An 18,456-nucleotide genomic window follows, 5' to 3' on the forward strand; every position below is an offset into this window, starting at 1 on the left:
TCTCTAAAACTAAAAGTAATCGTATGCAAACAACAATGAAAAACCTACTGGTAGCTTTATTATTTATAACTAGTAGCGCTCAGGCTCAAGACAAATTTTTTACAAAAACAGGAAAAATATATTTTGATTGCACCGGCGGCATAGAAAAAATTGAAGCCACTAATAAGTCAACCACTTGTGTGTTAGATTCGAAGGCAGGCTTGATACAGTTCAGTGTACTTCTCAAAGGATTTGAGTTCGAGAAAGCCTTGATGGAAGAGCATTTCAACGAAAACTATGTAGAGAGCGATAAATTTCCCAAAGCAACATTCGCGGGTACTATTACCAATAACAGTGAAATCAATTATGCTAAAGACGGCGTGTACACAGCAAAAGTAAAAGGAAAACTTACCATGCATGGTGAAACAAAAGATGTAGAAGCTATAGGCAAAGTAACTGTTAAGAAAGGTGTAGTGGTAGCGGCAGCCGACTTCAATATTTTGTTATCCGATTTTAAAGTAGCCATTCCTAGCGTTGTAAAAGATAAGATCAATAACAAAGTAACTATCACTGTTGATTGTCAACTCGATCCCCTAAAGTCATAAAAAAAGCTGTATGCGCAAACTAACATTCCTGTTTGCCGTGCTACTTACTTCGTATGGGGTGAAAGCACAGCAGCCAGACCTTCTCAGTCTCGTAGGAGAAGAGAAGCCCAAAAAAGAATTTCAGAAAAACGCGTTTAAATCAACGCGTGTAATACATGGACAATCCATCGAGTTCCTGGCCAATGGAACCCTCGACTTCCGCATTCTTCACCGTTTTGGGTACTTAAATACCGGCGTTAAAAACTTGTTTGGTTTAGATCAAGCCAATATGAGAATGGGCTTGGATTATGGTATCTCCAAAAGAATCATGGTTGGTTTCGGCAGAAGTAATATAAATAAAGAAATGGATGCCTTTATTAAGATGCGTCCTATTTGGCAGGCAACAGGTGGTTGGCCTGTTTCAGTTGTTATTGTTTCAGGTATGACTTATACATCGGTTCCTTGGACCGATCCTTCCAGAAAAAATTTCTATACTTCACGTATGGGATTTTACAATCAGATCATCATTGGAAGAAAATTCAGTAATGGGTTTTCTATGCAGGTAGCACCTATTATGGTTCACAGAAATTTAGTAGACTCTGTTGCCAATCCGCACGATACGTATGCGGTAGAAATTGGAGCGAGAATTAAACTGAGTCAGCGGATTTCGTTTATGATAGATGCCCATCCAATTGTGTCCGGTAGGCCAACCGGCGCGAAAGACTCTTACGGTGTAGGCTTTGATATTGAAACAGGCGGTCACGTATTCCAATTGCATTTTTCAAATGCAACGGGAATGAATGAAAAGGCCTATATCACAGGAACAACGGCCGATTTTCTGAAGTCGGAAATTCGCTTTGGATTTAACTTATCGAGGGTGTTTACCATTGTAAAACCAAAAATGTATCGAAAATAGGTGAGAGGCTCTGATTCTATCCCGAACGCCTGTGCTCACCCGCAGGCGTTCACTATTTTATAGTACCCATTCTATCGATCCCCAATCATGGGCTTCTGTACCTTTCTCCCCGGTTATCAGTTGTCCCCGACTATTTACTCCTTGAACAATTGTTTCAAAAATAATCGGGCCTTTCTTCAATTTCACGAAAGCTCCCTTTTTATATAAACAGTTGTTGTAATCTGTAAGTAATTGACTCAGTTCTCCTGCGTTCAATTGATCAAACCTTAAGGTGAGAAATGACAGCAATTCTTGGCTCAATTGAATGGGATCGAATTGCTTCCCGGTTATTTGCCGTAAGCTAACTGCTTTCTTTTCTACCCCCGGAAAACTGGTTTGATTTACATTGATACCGATTCCTACAACGGCCCATTTCCATATAGGTAGGCCCAAATCCATGGAAATTTGATTCTCAATTAAGATTCCCCCTGCCTTTCTGTCCTGCCAATAAAGATCATTGGGCCATTTTATGCGCGTATCATCGGCAGACCCGTAATTTTTATAAAAATCGTAACATGCCAGCGCAACAGCCATCGACAAAGCCCACTGGTGGCTTATTTCGAGTTGTTCGGTACTGATTACGACCGACATAATAATGTTGGATCCGGGCTCTGTATACCATGTTTTACCTCTTTGACCTTTCCCGGCTACTTGCTCCATGGCCCAATAAGTGCTGCCATGCGTGGCCTCTCCGGCCTGTATTTTTGCCATGGCATAGTTGTTGGTGCTGTCAACCAACGGCAATACAATAAAAGGTTGTCCGAGAGAAGGTAAGATAGGTGTATGTGCCAACAAATTACTATTTTTGGTAAGCACGAAAATAGTATTTAGATAGTAACGTTTTATAGCTGATCTCTTTTTGGAAGCAAAGCTTCCGGATCGGTAAACTTTAAAAGAATTGATTATTGGAACCAGTGTCTAAGTTAGCAGCCCGTCGTAAAAGAACTACCGTAACGAGGCTCAATAAAAGCTCAAAGATCTACAAAGCCATTGTTCACGCTATACAAGAGAAAAAGGGAGAGCATATCGTATCTCTTGACCTCAGAAAAATTCCCGAAGCAGTTGCCGATTTTTTCATCATTTGTGAAGCTTCCAGCCATGTGCAAGTAAAAGCCATTTCCGGTTATGTGGAAGATTATGTGAAAGAGGTACTAGGTGAAGCACCCTACAAGCACGAGGGCATGAGTGGCGCACAATGGGTGCTAGTAGACTATGTTAATATTGTTGTGCATGTAATGCACACCGAAACTCGAAAATTTTATAAGCTGGAAGAAATGTGGAGCGATGCAGAAGCTGAGGAGCTATAATCTGCTTCCTTTTCGAACAATTATACCCCAAAAATCATTAAAAGAAACAAACAGAAGACCTTAAACTTATGTTACCCAATAGTGGCAATAGAAACAATCTGAAAGACGACGGGCAGAGAAAAGGTCCCAAATTCAATATTTATTGGGTGTGGGCCATCATTTTTGTTGGATTGATCGGATTCCAAATCTTTGGTTCTTTCACTCCGGATGCTAAACAAACTACCAAACTGGAATTCTACGATAAAATGCTGAAAGCAGGCGATGTAGAAAAAACAGATATGGTTACGAACAAGAACGTTGTTCGTGTTTACATCAAAAAAGACAGTCTCGATAAACCCTACTACCGCAATATGTTTGAAAAAACTTTTGAAGCGGTAAAAAAATACAAAGGACCCATTTTCGAATTCAGAATTGTTGACCCCAATGAATTCGATAAAGAATTGAACAAATTCTTTCAAGACAATCCTACTGTTCAACCCATCAACAACAACCCGGTTCCCGAAGGAGAATGGTTTCAACCCATTGTTAGCTTCATTTTACCGTTGTTATTGATTGTTTTAATTTGGATCATGCTCATGCGAAAAATGAGTGGTGGTGGCAATGGCAGTGCAGGTCCCGGCGGAATTTTCAATATCGGTAAATCTAGAGCTACCCTTTTCGATAAAGGAACTAAGGTGAACATTACGTTTGCTGATGTTGCCGGACTCGACGAAGCAAAGGTAGAAGTGATGGAAATTGTTGACTTCTTGAAGAGCCCTAAAAAATACACCTCACTAGGAGGTAAAATTCCAAAAGGTGCTTTATTGATTGGGCCTCCAGGTACCGGTAAAACATTGCTGGCTAAAGCTATGGCGGGAGAAGCACAAGTGCCTTTCTTTAGCTTAAGTGGTTCTGATTTCGTGGAAATGTTTGTGGGAGTCGGTGCTAGCCGTGTACGCGACCTATTCAAGCAAGCTCGTGAGAAAGCACCATGTATCATATTCATCGATGAAATTGACGCAATTGGTAGAGCACGTGGGAAGAACGCCATCATGAGTAACGATGAACGCGAAAGCACCCTTAACCAATTATTGGTGGAAATGGATGGCTTTAGTGGTGAATCGGGTATCATTGTACTGGCGGCCACTAACCGTCCGGATGTATTGGACAGTGCCTTGTTGCGTCCGGGTCGTTTCGATCGTCAAATAACAATTGACAAACCGGATTTAAAAGGCCGTGAAGCAATTTTTAAAGTGCACTTGAAACCAATCAAAATTTCTCAAACACTCGATATACACAAACTTGCCGAACAAACACCCGGTTTTGCCGGTGCCGACATCTCCAATGTTTGTAACGAAGCCGCTTTGATCGCAGCACGTAAAGGAAAAGAAGCAGTAGATATGGAAGACTTCCAAGATGCGGTAGACCGTGTAATTGGTGGTTTGGAGAAAAAGAACAAGATCATTTCTTCCGATGAGAAAAAAATCATCGCTTATCACGAAGCAGGACATGCTATTTGTGGTTGGTATTTAGAACATGCCTATCCGTTATTGAAAGTAACAATCGTACCAAGAGGTACCGCGGCTTTAGGGTACGCGCAGTACACGCCCAAAGAACAATATTTGTACAATACAGATCAATTATTGGATCAAATTTGCATGACCTTGGGTGGTAGAGCCAGTGAAGATATCTTCTTCCATAAAATTTCTACAGGTGCTCAAAACGACTTGCAGCAAATTACCAGAATCGCTTACTCAATGGTAACGGTTTATGGTATGAATGATAAAGTTGGAAATGTAAGTTTCTATGATCCTCAATCAGAGAATTCGTTTACAAAGCCTTATTCCGAAGAAACTTCGAAATTGATCGATGAGGAAGTTCGTAAGTTGATTGATGACGCTTATGAAAAAACCAAGCAATTGCTTACAGAAAAGAAAGCTCAAGTTGAAAAATTGGCGGAAGCTTTGCTGGATAAAGAAGTATTATTCCAAAGTGATGTGGAAGCATTGATTGGAAAGCGTCCTTTTGAAGAAAAGAAAACCTTACAGGTAGGAGATGAAACTCATCTTGGCCCTTCAGCAACCGGAACTTCAGGTACTGAAAACCCTGCTTAATTCAATCAATCATGCAGATCTCAGCAGCAAAAGAATCGATTCTAAAAAAAATAAGACAGGCGTTGACTCACTCAACGCCTGTACCTTTTCCTCAATCGGATGCTACTGCTTCAGTATTCCAGCCTTCTTCACAAGAATTGGAAATTCAGTTTGCTGAACAGTTCACCAAGCTTCAAGGTAAGTTTGTATACTGTGCCGATGTTGCAGAACTTATTGGAACCTTGAAGCAATTGGCAGATCAAAAAGGTTGGGGTAAGATTCATTTTAGAACCGAAGATGCAGCGCTTAGCCAATTACTGAAAGATCAGATTACACCCCACGATAATTTGGCCACTTGTGATGCAAGTATTACCCGCTGCGATTACTTGATTGCCAGAACCGGCACTATTGTACTTTCTTCAGTTGAAGCGAGTGGAAGAACAACCAGCGTGTACGCTCCCATACATATTTGCATTGCCACTACCAAGCAACTAGTGTATGATATTAAAGATGGATTGCAGTTGATCCGCGATCAATACAACCAGCAACTCCCATCTTTGATCAGCTTTGCGACAGGCCCAAGCCGTACAGCCGACATCGAAAAAACCCTCGTTGTAGGGGTGCACGGTCCCAAAGAAGTCTATTGCTTTTTACTGGATCAAGGATAGTCAGGGTTTCGTATCTTTATGGTATGGAGCCAAAATCCTTAAAATTATTTGTGTATGGATCTCTTCGTCAAGGGTTCCATCATCCTGCTTATCAATACATCAGCAATTATTTTCGTTTTGTAGGGCCGGCAAAAGTAAAAGGCTTGCTCTACGACATGGGAGATTACCCCGCAGCCATTCCTGTTCATTCCGATCATTACATAGTAGGCGAGCTTTATGAGTTGAACCAGAAAGATGAATATGGCTGGGCTTTCGCGCAGCTTGACGATTATGAAGGAGTAAATGCAGAAATCGGAGAAATTCCTTTGTATAGAAGAGATTTGGCTACCATTTTCTCAAACGGTTATACTACCGAAGCTTGGGTGTATTGGTACAATGGAAATGTGAGTGATCATCCCATTATTGAATCGGGCGATGTACTCGCGTATCGCAATTCAAAATAGAAACTTTCCTTAAAAGCTCAATATTCTGTGCGCATGCAGTTACCCGCAGGTAAAAAAATCTACTTTATTTCCGACTTCCATTTGGGAGTACCTGATCATGCCAGCAGCATCGCCCGAGAAAAAAAAATCATTTCTTTTTTAGAATCTGTTAAACATGAAACCGCCATGTTGTTCATTGTTGGCGACATGTTTGATTTCTGGTATGAATACAGAACCGTTGTTCCGAAAGGCTTTGTTCGTCTCATGGGAACACTTGCACAATGGACCGATGAAGGCATTCCCATTCATTTCTTTGTAGGAAACCATGATATGTGGATGAAAGGATATTTCGAACAAGAGCTTAACATCCCAGTCTATCATCAACCTCAAGAATATGAATTCAATGGCATTCCTTTTTTAATTGGACATGGCGACGGACTAGGACCCGGCGATCATGGATATAAGATGCTCAAGAAAATTTTCCGAAATCCTGTTTGTCAGTGGTTGTTTGGAATACTGCCGCCTGCTTTTGGCATGGGTTTGGCAAACTTTTCCAGTGGCAGAAGCAGAGCCGTTACGGGTACGAATGATGGTACGTTTCTCGGATCCGATAAAGAATGGCTGGTGCAATTCAGTGAAGATCAAATTAAACAAAAGAGTTACGAATACTTACTTTTCGGACATCGCCATTTACCGATCGATTATTTGTTATCGAACAAAAAGAGTCGGTACATCAATCTAGGCGATTGGATCAAATACGACACCTATGCAGTATTTGACGGAAGCGTTGTTTCGCTTCATAGTATTGATCCGGAAAAGGAAAAATGGATCGTTCGTGTTTCATGAAGAAGCTAGTACTATACTTGATTATGTTGGCTCCAATTTGGGGACAGGCTCAAACGGAGTTCAAGCTGGAACGTTCGTTAGAAGGCAGTTTTTCTGATTTCACAGTTGATCCTTTACAACAAGTATTGACCATTTCTAAACAAGGTCAACTAAAGAAGTTTACTGCAAACGGTGATTCCTTGGCTGTTTTTAACGAGATGCGCCGACATGGCAAACTGTTTCGGATAGACGCCAGCAATCCATTGAAAGTTCTTCTATATTTTAAAGACTTTGGGACCCTTGTTGTACTCGATCGATTCTTGAATAGAAGGGATGTGATCGATTTTAGAAAGTTGGGCCTACTACAGGTAAAAGCCATCGGTCAAGCATACGATAATGGTATTTGGGTTTATGATGAGCAAGCAGCAACCATTAAACACCTTGATGATGCCGGTAAAGTTGCCGATCAATTTTCAGACTTTCGTCAACTCTTCGACTCCATGCCATCGCCACAATTGATCGTAGATCAGAATAAATTTCTTTACCTCTACGATCAGCAACTGGGATTTTATGTTTTTGACTATTATGGAAGTTTCAAAAGAAGAGTTCCGTATACGGGTTGGTCTGATGTGGTAATTATTAATGGGTTACTATTTGGAAGAAAAGGAGATATCCTGTACCGTTACGATGCTCAGTCATTCAGCTTATCAGAGTATAAAATAGACCCTTCTTGGAAAGCCGCTCAGAAAATTATCATTGCGCCTGAACGCATATATCTATTATTTGAAGATAAGATCAGTATTTACAAGTATCAATAAAGAAGGATTATGAAAGAGTTTTTGAATCGGGTGATATTAGACAATCCTGTTAAGAGTTATCTCTGGGTAATTGGCATCATTTTCATCGTTTTCTTATTCAAGCACTACTTGTCGAGATACATTGCAGGCTTGCTGTTTCGTGTTGTGAAGAAAGTGGCAAGAGGAGTAGACAAAACCACATTCGTGAACCTTGTAGTAGCTCCTTTAAAGACCTTCTTACTCATTCTGATCACCCTTATTGCCTTTGAGAAACTGCATTTCCCAACTACTCCTTTTTCAATACTGGGAGTTGAGATTGAGCCCAATTTCACCATTTATAAAGTTAGTTTTAGAACCATTGTTGACAGTATCAGCATTATAGTATTGATCATTTCCTTTATTTGGTTATTGAGACGAGTGATCGATTTCATTGCAATGATCTTGGAGCAAAAAGCCAATTTAACGGCTGATCAAACCGATAACCAACTGATTGTTTTCTTTAAAGATTTCTTCAAAGTTGTATTGGTTATTAACGGAGTATTGTTGTGCCTAAAATTTGGATTCCATCTTAATATTGGAAGTTTTCTTACCGGTCTTAGTATCGCCAGTGCTGCTTTTGCCTTGGCGTTCCGCGAAAGCTTGGAAAACTTTATTGCCTCTTTTATTATCTTCTTTGATAAGCCTTTTACTACCGGCGATTTGGTAAAAGTTCAGAACATTACCGGAACGGTGGAGAAAATTGGATTGAGGAGTACACGGATTCGGACCGATCAGAAAACCTTTCTAACCATGCCTAATAAGCAAATGGTAGATAGTATCATGGATAACCTAACATTGCGCACGCAGCGTAGAGGGTTTATTCAATTAGACTTGCAAGCCAATACACCGGCTGATGCCGTTCAGCAATTGCTTTTGAGCATAGAAGCGATTCTAAAGCGCAAAAAGGAGTTTGTAGAAAACTACAGTGTATTTCTTTCGGATATTACACGCACCGGCTATATTGTACAAGTAGAATTTTTTACACCAACCGTACCAATTGCGCAGTTCAATGCAGGCAGACAAGAAATCAATCTTGCCATCATTCAGCAATTGAAAGAATTGGGAATTAAGCTTTCTGTAAAAGACCCCGAATAATTAAAGACTGGCTTTCACTTCTAAGAAAAACGATTTCATCTTTCTGAGAGATTCAATCATTTCATGGCGTTCTTGTGCCTTTTTGTTCTTTTTCAGGAAGTCTTTTGCGCCTTCAATGGTCAATTTGCGTCTGCGAAGCAGATCGTGGATCAATTGGAGGTTCTTAATGTCGACCGGACGGAAGAGGCGGTCGCCTTTGCGGTTGGTTCTAGGCTGAATCATATCGAACTCATTGGTCCAAAAGCGAATCAATGAAGTATTTACATGAAACATTTCTGCCACTTCCCCAATAGGATAGTATTGTTTTTGGAACAGTACTTCATCATCGGGAATATTAATTAAATCGGCCTCGGCTGCAATCGCTTTCAGCGATTTTCTACCGCGGGTAGATTTTGTACGAAGGGCGCTATTGTTATTGGTGCTATTGATAACGGGTTTGGCTACGATGCTTTCCAATTCAGTAGCTTCAATGGCAGAAACCTCAATCACTTCGGGAAGCGCTACCGGGGTCTCTTCTTCTACTGTTTCAACCGTTTCTTGAACGGGAACAACAGTTTTCAATGCCTTGAGGCGCACACCTACGTTCACGGGTGGCTCTTCGCTCATCGGTTTCGCTACTGGTTCTTGCACTTCATGGTTGATCGCTTCTTCGGCTGCTCCAAAATCGTCGAATGAGAAAGCGATTTGCGTGAATTTTGTACTAGTGTTTGCCATAATCAGGGGTAAAGATAAGCAAGCGACCTATTGGAATACCTCCCTTCTAACTGATGTGGAAAAGTTGGTGAAGAACTGCCTGTTAGTGAGCTTTTTAGAACCGAAAAAAGTGGGTAACATTGGCCCTTCAAAATCGGCGCTTAGCCGCTATTTTAGTACATTTGCAAGAATAGCCTTATCACAAAAATCGGCGCACAAAAAATAAATATGGAACAGGAAAAAAATGAACAATTACCCGCACAAAACCCCGGGTACGGTGCAGATAGTATACAAGTCCTGGAAGGATTGGAGGCAGTGCGTAAACGCCCTGCGATGTATATCGGCGATATTGGTGAGAAAGGATTGCATCACCTAGTATACGAAGTGGTGGACAACTCTATCGACGAAGCATTGGCTGGTTATTGCAAAAATATTTCCGTTAATATTCACGAAGATAATTCCATCAGTGTACAAGATGATGGTCGCGGTATTCCTACAGGAATGCACCCAAAAGAAAAGAAGAGCGCATTGGAAGTGGTAATGACCGTACTGCACGCGGGTGGTAAGTTTGACAAGAATACCTATAAAGTATCCGGTGGTTTGCACGGGGTAGGGGTAAGTTGCGTGAACGCACTAAGTACAAAACTGATCGTTACTGTACAACGTGAGGGTAAGATATTTGAGCAAGAATACGCTATTGGTGTTCCTCAATACGCCGTGCGCGAAATTGGAACCAGCGATATAACCGGCACCAGAGTGCATTTCTGGCCCGACACGTCTATTTTCAGCGCAACAGTTTACAAAAAAGAAACACTAGAAGCACGTTTGCGCGAATTGGCGTACCTTAATAGAGGCATCTCCATTACGCTTACTGATTTCCGTGAGCTCGACGAAAATGGAGCACCTTTTTCTAAAACCTATTTTAGTGAAGGCGGTATTATTGAGTTTGTTGAGATGCTCGATAAAAACGCCGGTCGTAACAATTTGATCCCTCGAGTTATTTATGTAGAAGGGAGAGACGAGAATTCAAATGTGGCCGTTGAGGTTGCATTAACCTATAACGATAGTTACAGCGAACACATCTATTCGTATGTAAACAATATCAATACTATTGAGGGCGGCACACACGTATCAGGCTTTAGAAGAGCTCTTACCCGTGTGTTCAAGGCCTACGGTGAGAGAGAAAACCTTTTTGAAAAGGCAAAAGTTGAAATTGAAGGCGATGATTTTCGTGAAGGATTGAGCTCAATTATTTCTGTAAAAGTTCCTGAACCTCAGTTTGAGGGTCAAACCAAAACTAAACTGGGTAATAGTGATGTAATGGGTGTGGTAGATTCTACCGTGTCAAAAGTGTTGGAGAACTTTTTGGAAGAAAATCCACGCGATGCTAAGAATATTATTCAAAAAGTAATATTAGCAGCGCAAGCCCGCGCAGCTGCTCGTAAAGCCCGCGAATTGGTGCAACGTAAAACGGTATTGAGTGGAGGCGGTTTGCCTGGTAAATTGGCCGATTGTAGCGAACGCAATCCGGAAAAATGCGAATTGTACTTGGTTGAGGGTGATAGTGCGGGCGGTACTGCCAAACAAGGTCGTGATAGGGGCTATCAAGCCATCCTACCTTTGCGCGGTAAGATCTTGAACGTAGAAAAAGCCATGGAGCATAAGATCTACGAAAACGAGGAGATCAGAAACATGTATACGGCATTGGGTGTAACAGTTGGAACGCCGGAAGATCCCAAAGCATTGAACCTCGCTAAACTGCGCTACCATAAGCTGATCATCATGACCGATGCCGATGTGGACGGAAGCCACATCGCAACATTGATTCTAACTTTTATCTACCGATATATGAAGGAATTGGTAGAACAAGGATATGTGTACATTGCGCAGCCTCCTTTGTATTTAGTGAAAAAAGGAAAGGAACAGGCATATGCTTGGAACGAAGAGCAGCGTAAAGCTTTGGCAGTGAAATTCGGCGGAGGTAAAGAAGATTCAGTGAATATTCAACGATACAAAGGTTTGGGAGAGATGAACAGTGAGCAATTATGGGAAACAACCATGAATCCTGAAACCAGAACCTTGAAGCAGGTAACTATTGAAAGTGCAGCTGAGGCAGACCGAGTGTTCAGCATGCTTATGGGTGATGAAGTAGCGCCTCGTCGTGAATTCATCGAGAGCCACGCGAAATACGCGAAACTCGATATTTAACATTCAAATCATAAAAAAGAAGCTGCCTCATAGGGCAGCTTCTTTTTTTATAGGAAGTTTAAGTAATCATTTTTTCGTTTAAGAATAGCTCGATCATCGGCATTCAACCACTTGTTTAGAATTGTAGCATACACATTCCTGAAATCTATCGAATATTTTAGATCTCCTTCATCTAAATTCGATAGGTCGGGAATTGAATTGTAAATTCCTTTTTGTTTCAATCCGCCACCAATCAAGAATAAATTATTGGCTGTACCATGATCGGTGCCACCACTGGCGTTTTCTGCTACTCTTCTTCCAAATTCAGAGAAACTCATGATCAGCACATCATTAAACCGATTTTGATCTTTCAGGTCTTTCACAAAAACACTCAGCGCTTCGTTGAGTTCCTTGAACAAGCGTTGTTGCTGACCAACCTGACCTGCATGTGTATCAAAGCTTCCATGAGAAACATAGTACACTTTTGTGTCAATGGGCGATGCAACAAGGCCTGCAATTTCTTTCAAACTTTTGCCAATTTCGGTGGAAGGATAAACCGATTTACTCGGATGTACATTGCTTTGATCGTAGATGTATTTGGTACTGCTCACTGTTTCAGAAAGCGTTTTATATAAATAGTGCAATGAAGTATTGTGAACGGTATTGAGGTCTTGTTTAGCGTATTGCTGATACAGAGGATCCAAGGAAGTTGCATAAAGGCGCTTTGGATCTTTAAAGGCAAGTCCCTTCATTTTCTCTCCCTTCAATGCTAAACTCAGCACATCGTCTATTTCAAGAACTGCAGTACTATTACTGCACGATTGGCATTGAGCATCGAGGTAACGTCCTAACCACCCGGTATTCCAGTATATAGAACTCTCGCTTCCGGTATGCCAAATGTCCATGCTTCTAAAATGCGATCGATCCGGGTTGGGATATCCAACGCCATTTAGAATGGTAAGCGCGCCTTCATCGTATAAGCTTTTGAATACTTTTAATTCCGGATGAATGCTTATTTCATCAGTTAAGCCCAAAGCTGCCCCGCGGTCGATTCCAATTTTAGGGCGTGATTTATAATACAAATCGTTTCGAACCGGTATAACAGTGTTGAGTCCATCATTGCCGCCACTCAGTTGCAGTACAATCAGAACTTTGTTAGAACTTTGAAGTGAATTTCTTTGTTCCGTGGCTTTTAGAAAACCTGGAATGAGTAGGCTGGTGGTGGCGAGTCCGCTATTTATGATAAAGTTTCTTCTGGTAGTCATAACTAAATTTTTCGTTAACAGAGTTGGTATTCCGGAGATTTGATCAATTGGAAAGTAGCTTTTGACAGCGAGCTAAAATCAAATCTGTTTACATTAACCTCAGGAGTTTGAAGCAGGTATCCGCAGAGGGAATCTTTACTCAACAATTTGAACTTACTCTCCCATGCGTTCCAGTCACAATTCGCCTGAATTTTTTTCATTTTATTGTTAGCAACTCTTCTTTTTCGCATACCCATATCAGTATCATCATCGTCTTTTCCTTCGGCGATTATTTCGGCTGCATTTAAGACCCAGCCGGCTAGGCCCAATCGAATCATTAAAGTGGAGCTATCGATCCAATCTTGTCCGCCCGGCCAACCTGCCACATTGGGCGGCAAACACAGTACTTGGCCTAAAGCTCTTTGAATTTGAATCAAGCCATCGTTGTCTAAAATGGTAACCGGCATCTGTCGTTGAATGCCGGCGAGTAATTCTACGGGTGATTTTATTTTTGTTCCAACAATGGCTTCTTCATAAAACCAATCGGAGCCGGCGATTTCGTCTAAGAGTGCTATAATAGAATAGTCGCTTTGGAAAAAGCGTTTACTGAGTTTGTCGATTCTTTTTTCGTCAACCTGATCGGAGACAATGAATTTATAGATCTTGGTAGTGATGTACCTAGCTGTTTGTGGTTGTTCCAATATTATGTTGAGTATATCGGCACCATCGAAATTTCCGGATTTGCCAAGAAAGGTTTTGATGCCCTTGTCGTGAATACCGGGTCGTTGTAGGAAATTGCCGACCTCGTCGTGTGTCCATCCAGTAAAGGCTCTGGCTGCTTCTTTTACGTCTTGCTCTGTATAATGTCCTCTGCCCATAGTAAATAATTCCAATAACTCACGGGCAAAGTTCTCATTGGGATGATCAACCTTGTTTTGATTGTTGTTTAGAAAATCGAGCAATGCCGCACTTTTCGCACTCGCAAACAATAAATCTCGAAAGCTACCCAGTGCGTTACTGCGCATAATATTGATATGTTGTTCCTGATAAAGGATGTTGATTGTTCTATTGGCAAAATGACCGTGCCAGAAAAAGGCCATCTTTTCTCTTAACTGCATCGGGCTCTTCACCATCTCAGACAGCCAATTCAAATTCAGTTCTTTGATTCCATCTCTCGAGATGCGGCGTAGTTCTTTCTTTTGCTCCGGACTCAAATTCTTGATGGCTTTCGGTCCGTAAGTTTTGTAAGCATCAATAAACTCTTTCGCAAGTGATCCCGCTTTGTCAAATAGAACCGGTGCGGTTTGAGAATCCGCTTTTAATTGTTGCCAAACTTGTTGAGGAGAAATTGAATTAGTAAAGTCCTTGAATAGAGGACCAAAGCCAAAGCGCCATAAAAGGTGCTGATTTTTTTGTTGCTGGGTAATTTTCATGGAATAAGTTAGAATCAATAGACTCCGTAAAACTCCGAACGTTTAATTCGAAAATCTCCGATTTTCATCTAAGGACTTTGGGTAAGATATTAACAATTGGCTGCAAATGCACTATAGTTGCAAAAAAAACCTCATTAAGAAAACGTTAACATTCATTAGTTTTTTAACTTATGGCATCATCAAACAAAAACCATTTTTATTATGAGAAAACTATTCGGAATCCTAGCCCTCGGTTTAGTATTCGCAAGTGCTTGTAAAAAGTCGTCTTCAGATGCAGTTAGCGGCGATGGAGAAGAAAGAGTAATGGCACCAACGTCACGTGCTTGTGCTTCTTATGAAGTTTTGCAACGCCAGTTAACGGAAGATCCTACATTGGCCGATCGTATGAATGCCATCGAATCATTCACAAAGCGATTTGTGGAAAGCCCTTCAAGCAATCGCTTACTTCCTGATGGTACAATGGAAATTCCTGTTGTGGTGAATGTGGTTTACCGCACTGCTGCTGAAAATATCTCTTTGGCTCAAATTCAATCTCAAATTGATGTATTGAATGAAGATTTTGCGGCAACAAATGCAGATTATGCGAATGTGACTCCGTTCGATGGCGTAAAATCGGGAGATACAAAAATCCGATTTGTATTAGATCAAGTTATTCGCGTAGCTACTTCTAAAAGAAGTTTTGGTACCAACGATGCCGTTAAGAAGGCTTCAGGTGGTGGTGTGGCGCCTACAAGCCCTACCACTAAGCTTAACATCTGGTCTTGTACATTAGCGAATGGAATATTAGGATATGCCCAGTTCCCTGGTGGTGCTGCCGCTACCGATGGGGTTGTAATCTTAAATACTGCCTTTGGTAGAGTAGGTACTGTAGTTGCTCCTTTCAATAAAGGAAGAACCGCTACACACGAAGTAGGTCACTGGTTGAATCTTCGTCATATTTGGGGTGATGCTACTTGCGGAAACGACCAAGTGGGTGATACTCCTTTGCACAATACAGCGAATTATGGTTGTCCAGCTGCAGGTCACCGCAGCACTTGTACCGGTACTCCGGTTGAAATGACCATGAACTATATGGATTATACTGATGATGCTTGTATGTATATGTTCTCTGCAGGTCAGAAAGCACGTATGCAAGCTACATATGCAGTAGGTGGTCCAAGAGCAAGCTTTAGATAATTTGCAAATGACTATTAATAAAAAACTCCCCATTTGGGGAGTTTTTGTTTTTTAGCTGATCTTATCTTTTCCGAAATAGGGCTGCAACACTTTTGGAATGTTGATGCCATCGGATGTTTGATTGTTTTCGAGTAAGCATGCCATTATTCGTGGCAATGCTAGAGAACTTCCGTTCAAGGAGTGTACCAATTGATTTTTTCCGTTCTCGTCTTTAAAACGAGCTTTCATTCGGTTGGTTTGATACGCTTCGAAATTTGATACGGAGCTTACTTCCAACCATTTTTCTTGCGCCGCACTGTACACTTCAAAATCGTAAGTAATAGCAGAGGCAAATCCCATATCACCACCGCACAAACGAAGGATGCGGTAAGGCAATTCAAGCGACTTTACTAATTCTTCTACATGTGCCACCATTTCGTCTAGTACCTCATAACTAGTGGATGGGTGCACTAATTGTACGATTTCAACTTTTTCGAATTGATGCAATCGGTTCAATCCACGCACATCTTTACCATAACTTCCCGCCTCTCTTCTGAAACAGGGAGAATAGGCGGTCATTTTGATCGGTAAATCAGTATGCTTCACCAATGTATCACGGTAAATATTAGTTACCGGCACTTCAGAAGTTGGAATCAAATAGAAATTGTCTTCTGTTGCATGATACATTTGACCCTCTTTGTCGGGTAACTGACCCGTACCGTAGGCCGATGCTTCATTCACCATAAAGGGCGGATGAATTTCAGTGTAACCTTTATCAGTATTAAAGTTCAAAAAGTATTGAATCAATGAACGTTGGAGTTTGGCGCCTTGTCCGGTGTAAACGGGAAACCCGCTTCCGGTAATTTTGTTACCGAGCTCAAAATCGATCAATGAATATTTTTTTGTGAGGTCCCAATGTGGAACCGCACCTGCCGGAAGGGTCGGAATTGCTCCACCGCTTCTTACAGTAATATTATCATCGGGGCCTGCACCTTCCGGAACTTGTTCTGAAGGGAGGTTAGGTAATAAGTGTAAGATGGCTTGGATATTTTTCTCGGCATCCTGCAATTTATCGGTAGAAAGTTGAGCTTTCCATTGTGCCACTTCTTGCTTTTTGTTTTCAGCACCTTCTTTGTCACCTTTGGCCATCAATTGACCGATTTCTTTCGAAGCAGCATTTATTTTAGATTGCAATTCATCGAATTCAAACTGATATTGCTTTCTCTTATCGTCCCACAAAATCAATTCATCTACCAACTCCAATTGCTTGAAGCGTTTTGTGGTCAATCGTTTCTTTACCAAATCGGTATTCTGCCTAATAAAGGGCACTTGTAACATACAGTGAAATTTGCGGCAAAGTTACAATTTGAGCGGCAGACCTGCAAGGGAGCCTTTTAGGCAGTATCTTTGCGTTCTATGAACAACGACGATATACAGGTAAGGTGGTGGCAGTTAGAGGCCAAATTGGTAGAGCGATTCGGGAAAAAGCCCGATATGGAAAGTATTCTCTTTTTAATAGGATTGCAAGAATACGGTGGAACAGCAGAAAAATTCAGCAAAGAGCAAAAGCAAGACTTGATGCACGTGGCTGTTTGTACCTTGTTTATGCAAAGTGGTTATTACGAAATCGAAGGATTTGATACCGACAATTGGCCTCATTTCAAGCAACTCAAACCATTACCTGTGATGAATATGCCCGAACAAGAAGCGTTCTTGCGCGATCATATATTACTTTATTTCACCACTCAAGGTTTTATTTAAATGAAAAAATGCGGATTGTTGCTTTTGTTTTTGGCAGTCGGTTTGTCCGGCTTTTCTCAAAAAGAAGTCAAGATCAGAAAGAGAGATCGGAAAAAAGACATTGAAGTGGTGACCACCGCAGGGGTGTTTTATTTGCGTTTATCAGACAGTACTCCTTTGCATCGAGATAATTTCTTGAGAATGGTTAAGGTACACTATTATGATAGTATATTGTTTCATCGGGTGATCAAAGGATTCATGGTTCAGGCGGGAGATCCTAATAGTAAACAAGCGCCTGCCGGTAAACCGCTTGGAAATGGCGGTCCTGATTATACCATTCCTGCCGAATTTGTTCCTTCTTTGTTTCACCGAAAAGGGGTGCTGGCGGCTGCAAGAGAGGGAGATGCTTCCAATCCAACGAAAGCGTCGAGTGCCAGTCAATTTTACATTGTTCAAGGAAAGAAGTTTACAGATGCCGGATTGGATTCTGTAGTTCAATTCAGATTGAAAGGAAGAGCTATTCCTTTGGCGCATAGAGAAGTGTATAAAACAGAGGGAGGTGCTCCACATTTAGATCAATCATATTCGATTTTTGGCGAAGTGGTTTCCGGAATGGCAGTAATAGATACTATTGCTGCAACTCCTACTAGTAAAGGTTTGGATAAAGACCGCCCTGCAACGGATCAACGAATTCTATCGATGCGATTGGTAAGAAGAAAAAAAAGGAATTAAACCTTTTTCTTCTACTGTTGTAATACATGTGGAAATTCAGTGTAATATATTCAACAAATAAAGAACTGAGGAAGAACAGAATGTGAATTGAAATCCTAATCTTTGCATTGTTCTAAAACAAAATTTTATGAGTTATCCTGCGAATTTAAAGTACACAAAAGATCACGAATGGATTTCATTGGAAGGTAATGTTGCTACTGTTGGTATCACACAGTTTGCTCAAGGTGAATTGGGAGATATCGTATATGTAGAAATTGAAACAGTAGGTAAAAGCTTGGCAGCAGAAGCTGTATTCGGAACCGTGGAAGCGGTTAAAACCGTATCCGACTTGTTTTTGCCGGTTGCAGGAACCATCACTGAATTCAACGCTGCATTAAATGGCGCCCCTGAATTGGTAAACAATGATCCATATGGAGAAGGCTGGATGATCAAAATGACAGTTGACAATCCTGCTGATGTTGAAGCACTTATGGACGCAGAAGCCTATAAAAGTCTCGTAGGCGCATAAAACAAAATCTAAACTTTATTG

General features: G+C 41.2%; 19 protein-coding genes. 14 read left to right on the forward strand and 5 right to left on the reverse strand.

What is annotated here, in order from left to right; genetic code table 11:
• The first annotated feature begins 23 nt into the window (after positions 1–23).
• Entirely contained in the window at positions 24–584 is a 561-nt protein-coding gene (locus ACQ2HE_RS14370; RefSeq protein ID WP_430900243.1) for a YceI family protein, read from the forward strand.
• A 10-nt stretch (positions 585–594) separates the two neighbouring features.
• Positions 595–1,479 carry a DUF5777 family beta-barrel protein gene (locus ACQ2HE_RS14375; RefSeq protein WP_430900241.1) on the forward strand — a complete coding sequence of 295 codons (885 nt, stop codon included), beginning with the start codon at positions 595–597 and terminating at the stop codon, positions 1,477–1,479.
• A 57-nt stretch (positions 1,480–1,536) separates the two neighbouring features.
• Here ACQ2HE_RS14375 and ACQ2HE_RS14380 read toward each other — a convergent pair whose 3' ends face one another.
• Positions 1,537–2,334: a biotin--[acetyl-CoA-carboxylase] ligase gene (locus ACQ2HE_RS14380; protein ID WP_430900239.1), complete on the reverse strand. Its 798-nt coding sequence runs from the start codon at positions 2,332–2,334 to the stop codon at positions 1,537–1,539.
• 98 nt (positions 2,335–2,432) lie between these two features.
• Between ACQ2HE_RS14380 and rsfS the strand changes: the two genes are divergently transcribed.
• From rsfS to ACQ2HE_RS14415, 7 genes are all read left to right on the forward strand, one after another.
• Positions 2,433–2,825: a ribosome silencing factor gene (rsfS, locus tag ACQ2HE_RS14385; protein WP_430900237.1), complete on the forward strand. Its 393-nt coding sequence runs from the start codon at positions 2,433–2,435 to the stop codon at positions 2,823–2,825.
• A 68-nt stretch (positions 2,826–2,893) separates the two neighbouring features.
• Positions 2,894–4,918, forward strand: a complete 2,025-nt coding sequence (gene ftsH, locus ACQ2HE_RS14390; RefSeq protein ID WP_430900235.1) for an ATP-dependent zinc metalloprotease FtsH — start codon at positions 2,894–2,896, stop codon at positions 4,916–4,918.
• Positions 4,919–4,929: 11 nt separating this feature from the next.
• Complete coding sequence (locus ACQ2HE_RS14395; protein ID WP_430900233.1) at positions 4,930–5,565, forward strand: LutC/YkgG family protein; 636 nt, start codon at positions 4,930–4,932, stop codon at positions 5,563–5,565.
• A gap of 23 nt (positions 5,566–5,588) precedes the next feature.
• A complete protein-coding gene (locus ACQ2HE_RS14400) occupies positions 5,589–6,008 on the forward strand; it encodes a gamma-glutamylcyclotransferase family protein (RefSeq protein WP_430900231.1) in 420 nt (139 codons plus the stop codon).
• A gap of 33 nt (positions 6,009–6,041) precedes the next feature.
• On the forward strand, positions 6,042–6,833 hold the full coding sequence (locus tag ACQ2HE_RS14405; protein WP_430900229.1) for a UDP-2,3-diacylglucosamine diphosphatase: 792 nt from the start codon (positions 6,042–6,044) through the stop codon (positions 6,831–6,833).
• Complete coding sequence (locus ACQ2HE_RS14410; protein ID WP_430900227.1) at positions 6,830–7,630, forward strand: hypothetical protein; 801 nt, start codon at positions 6,830–6,832, stop codon at positions 7,628–7,630. Before ACQ2HE_RS14405 ends, ACQ2HE_RS14410 begins: the two co-directional genes overlap by 4 nt.
• Before the next feature lie 9 nt (positions 7,631–7,639).
• Entirely contained in the window at positions 7,640–8,743 is a 1,104-nt protein-coding gene (locus ACQ2HE_RS14415; RefSeq protein ID WP_430900225.1) for a mechanosensitive ion channel family protein, read from the forward strand.
• Here ACQ2HE_RS14415 and ACQ2HE_RS14420 read toward each other — a convergent pair whose 3' ends face one another.
• Complete coding sequence (locus ACQ2HE_RS14420) at positions 8,744–9,457, reverse strand: MerR family transcriptional regulator (protein WP_430900223.1); 714 nt, start codon at positions 9,455–9,457, stop codon at positions 8,744–8,746.
• Between the two features lie 207 nt (positions 9,458–9,664).
• Between ACQ2HE_RS14420 and gyrB the strand changes: the two genes are divergently transcribed.
• Positions 9,665–11,644, forward strand: coding sequence for a DNA topoisomerase (ATP-hydrolyzing) subunit B (gene gyrB / locus ACQ2HE_RS14425; protein ID WP_430900221.1), 1,980 nt, complete (start codon positions 9,665–9,667; stop codon positions 11,642–11,644).
• Positions 11,645–11,691: 47 nt separating this feature from the next.
• On the opposite strand, the gene ACQ2HE_RS14430 is transcribed toward gyrB, so the two are convergent.
• Both ACQ2HE_RS14430 and ACQ2HE_RS14435 read right to left on the reverse strand, forming a co-directional pair.
• Complete coding sequence (locus ACQ2HE_RS14430; RefSeq protein ID WP_430900219.1) at positions 11,692–12,888, reverse strand: DUF1501 domain-containing protein; 1,197 nt, start codon at positions 12,886–12,888, stop codon at positions 11,692–11,694.
• A 14-nt stretch (positions 12,889–12,902) separates the two neighbouring features.
• On the reverse strand, positions 12,903–14,300 hold the full coding sequence (locus ACQ2HE_RS14435; protein ID WP_430900217.1) for a DUF1800 domain-containing protein: 1,398 nt from the start codon (positions 14,298–14,300) through the stop codon (positions 12,903–12,905).
• 201 nt (positions 14,301–14,501) lie between these two features.
• Between ACQ2HE_RS14435 and ACQ2HE_RS14440 the strand changes: the two genes are divergently transcribed.
• Positions 14,502–15,476 (forward strand): zinc metalloprotease, encoded by a 975-nt coding sequence (locus tag ACQ2HE_RS14440; RefSeq protein ID WP_430900215.1) that lies wholly within the window; start codon positions 14,502–14,504, stop codon positions 15,474–15,476.
• Positions 15,477–15,527: 51 nt separating this feature from the next.
• On the opposite strand, the gene serS is transcribed toward ACQ2HE_RS14440, so the two are convergent.
• Entirely contained in the window at positions 15,528–16,793 is a 1,266-nt protein-coding gene (gene serS, locus ACQ2HE_RS14445; RefSeq protein ID WP_430900213.1) for a serine--tRNA ligase, read from the reverse strand.
• Positions 16,794–16,871: 78 nt separating this feature from the next.
• Here serS and ACQ2HE_RS14450 point away from each other — a divergent pair, with 78 nt between their 5' ends.
• From ACQ2HE_RS14450 to gcvH, 3 genes are all read left to right on the forward strand, one after another.
• Positions 16,872–17,216 carry a hypothetical protein gene (locus tag ACQ2HE_RS14450; protein ID WP_430900211.1) on the forward strand — a complete coding sequence of 115 codons (345 nt, stop codon included), beginning with the start codon at positions 16,872–16,874 and terminating at the stop codon, positions 17,214–17,216.
• On the forward strand, positions 17,217–17,927 hold the full coding sequence (locus ACQ2HE_RS14455) for a peptidylprolyl isomerase (RefSeq protein ID WP_430900209.1): 711 nt from the start codon (positions 17,217–17,219) through the stop codon (positions 17,925–17,927).
• Between the two features lie 127 nt (positions 17,928–18,054).
• Positions 18,055–18,435, forward strand: a complete 381-nt coding sequence (gene gcvH, locus ACQ2HE_RS14460) for a glycine cleavage system protein GcvH (protein WP_430900207.1) — start codon at positions 18,055–18,057, stop codon at positions 18,433–18,435.
• Positions 18,436–18,456: the final 21 nt, after the last annotated feature.

This window comes from Endoryza foliicola (assembly GCF_050589245.1).
GTDB classification, from domain to species: domain Bacteria; phylum Bacteroidota; class Bacteroidia; order Chitinophagales; family Chitinophagaceae; genus Endoryza; species Endoryza foliicola.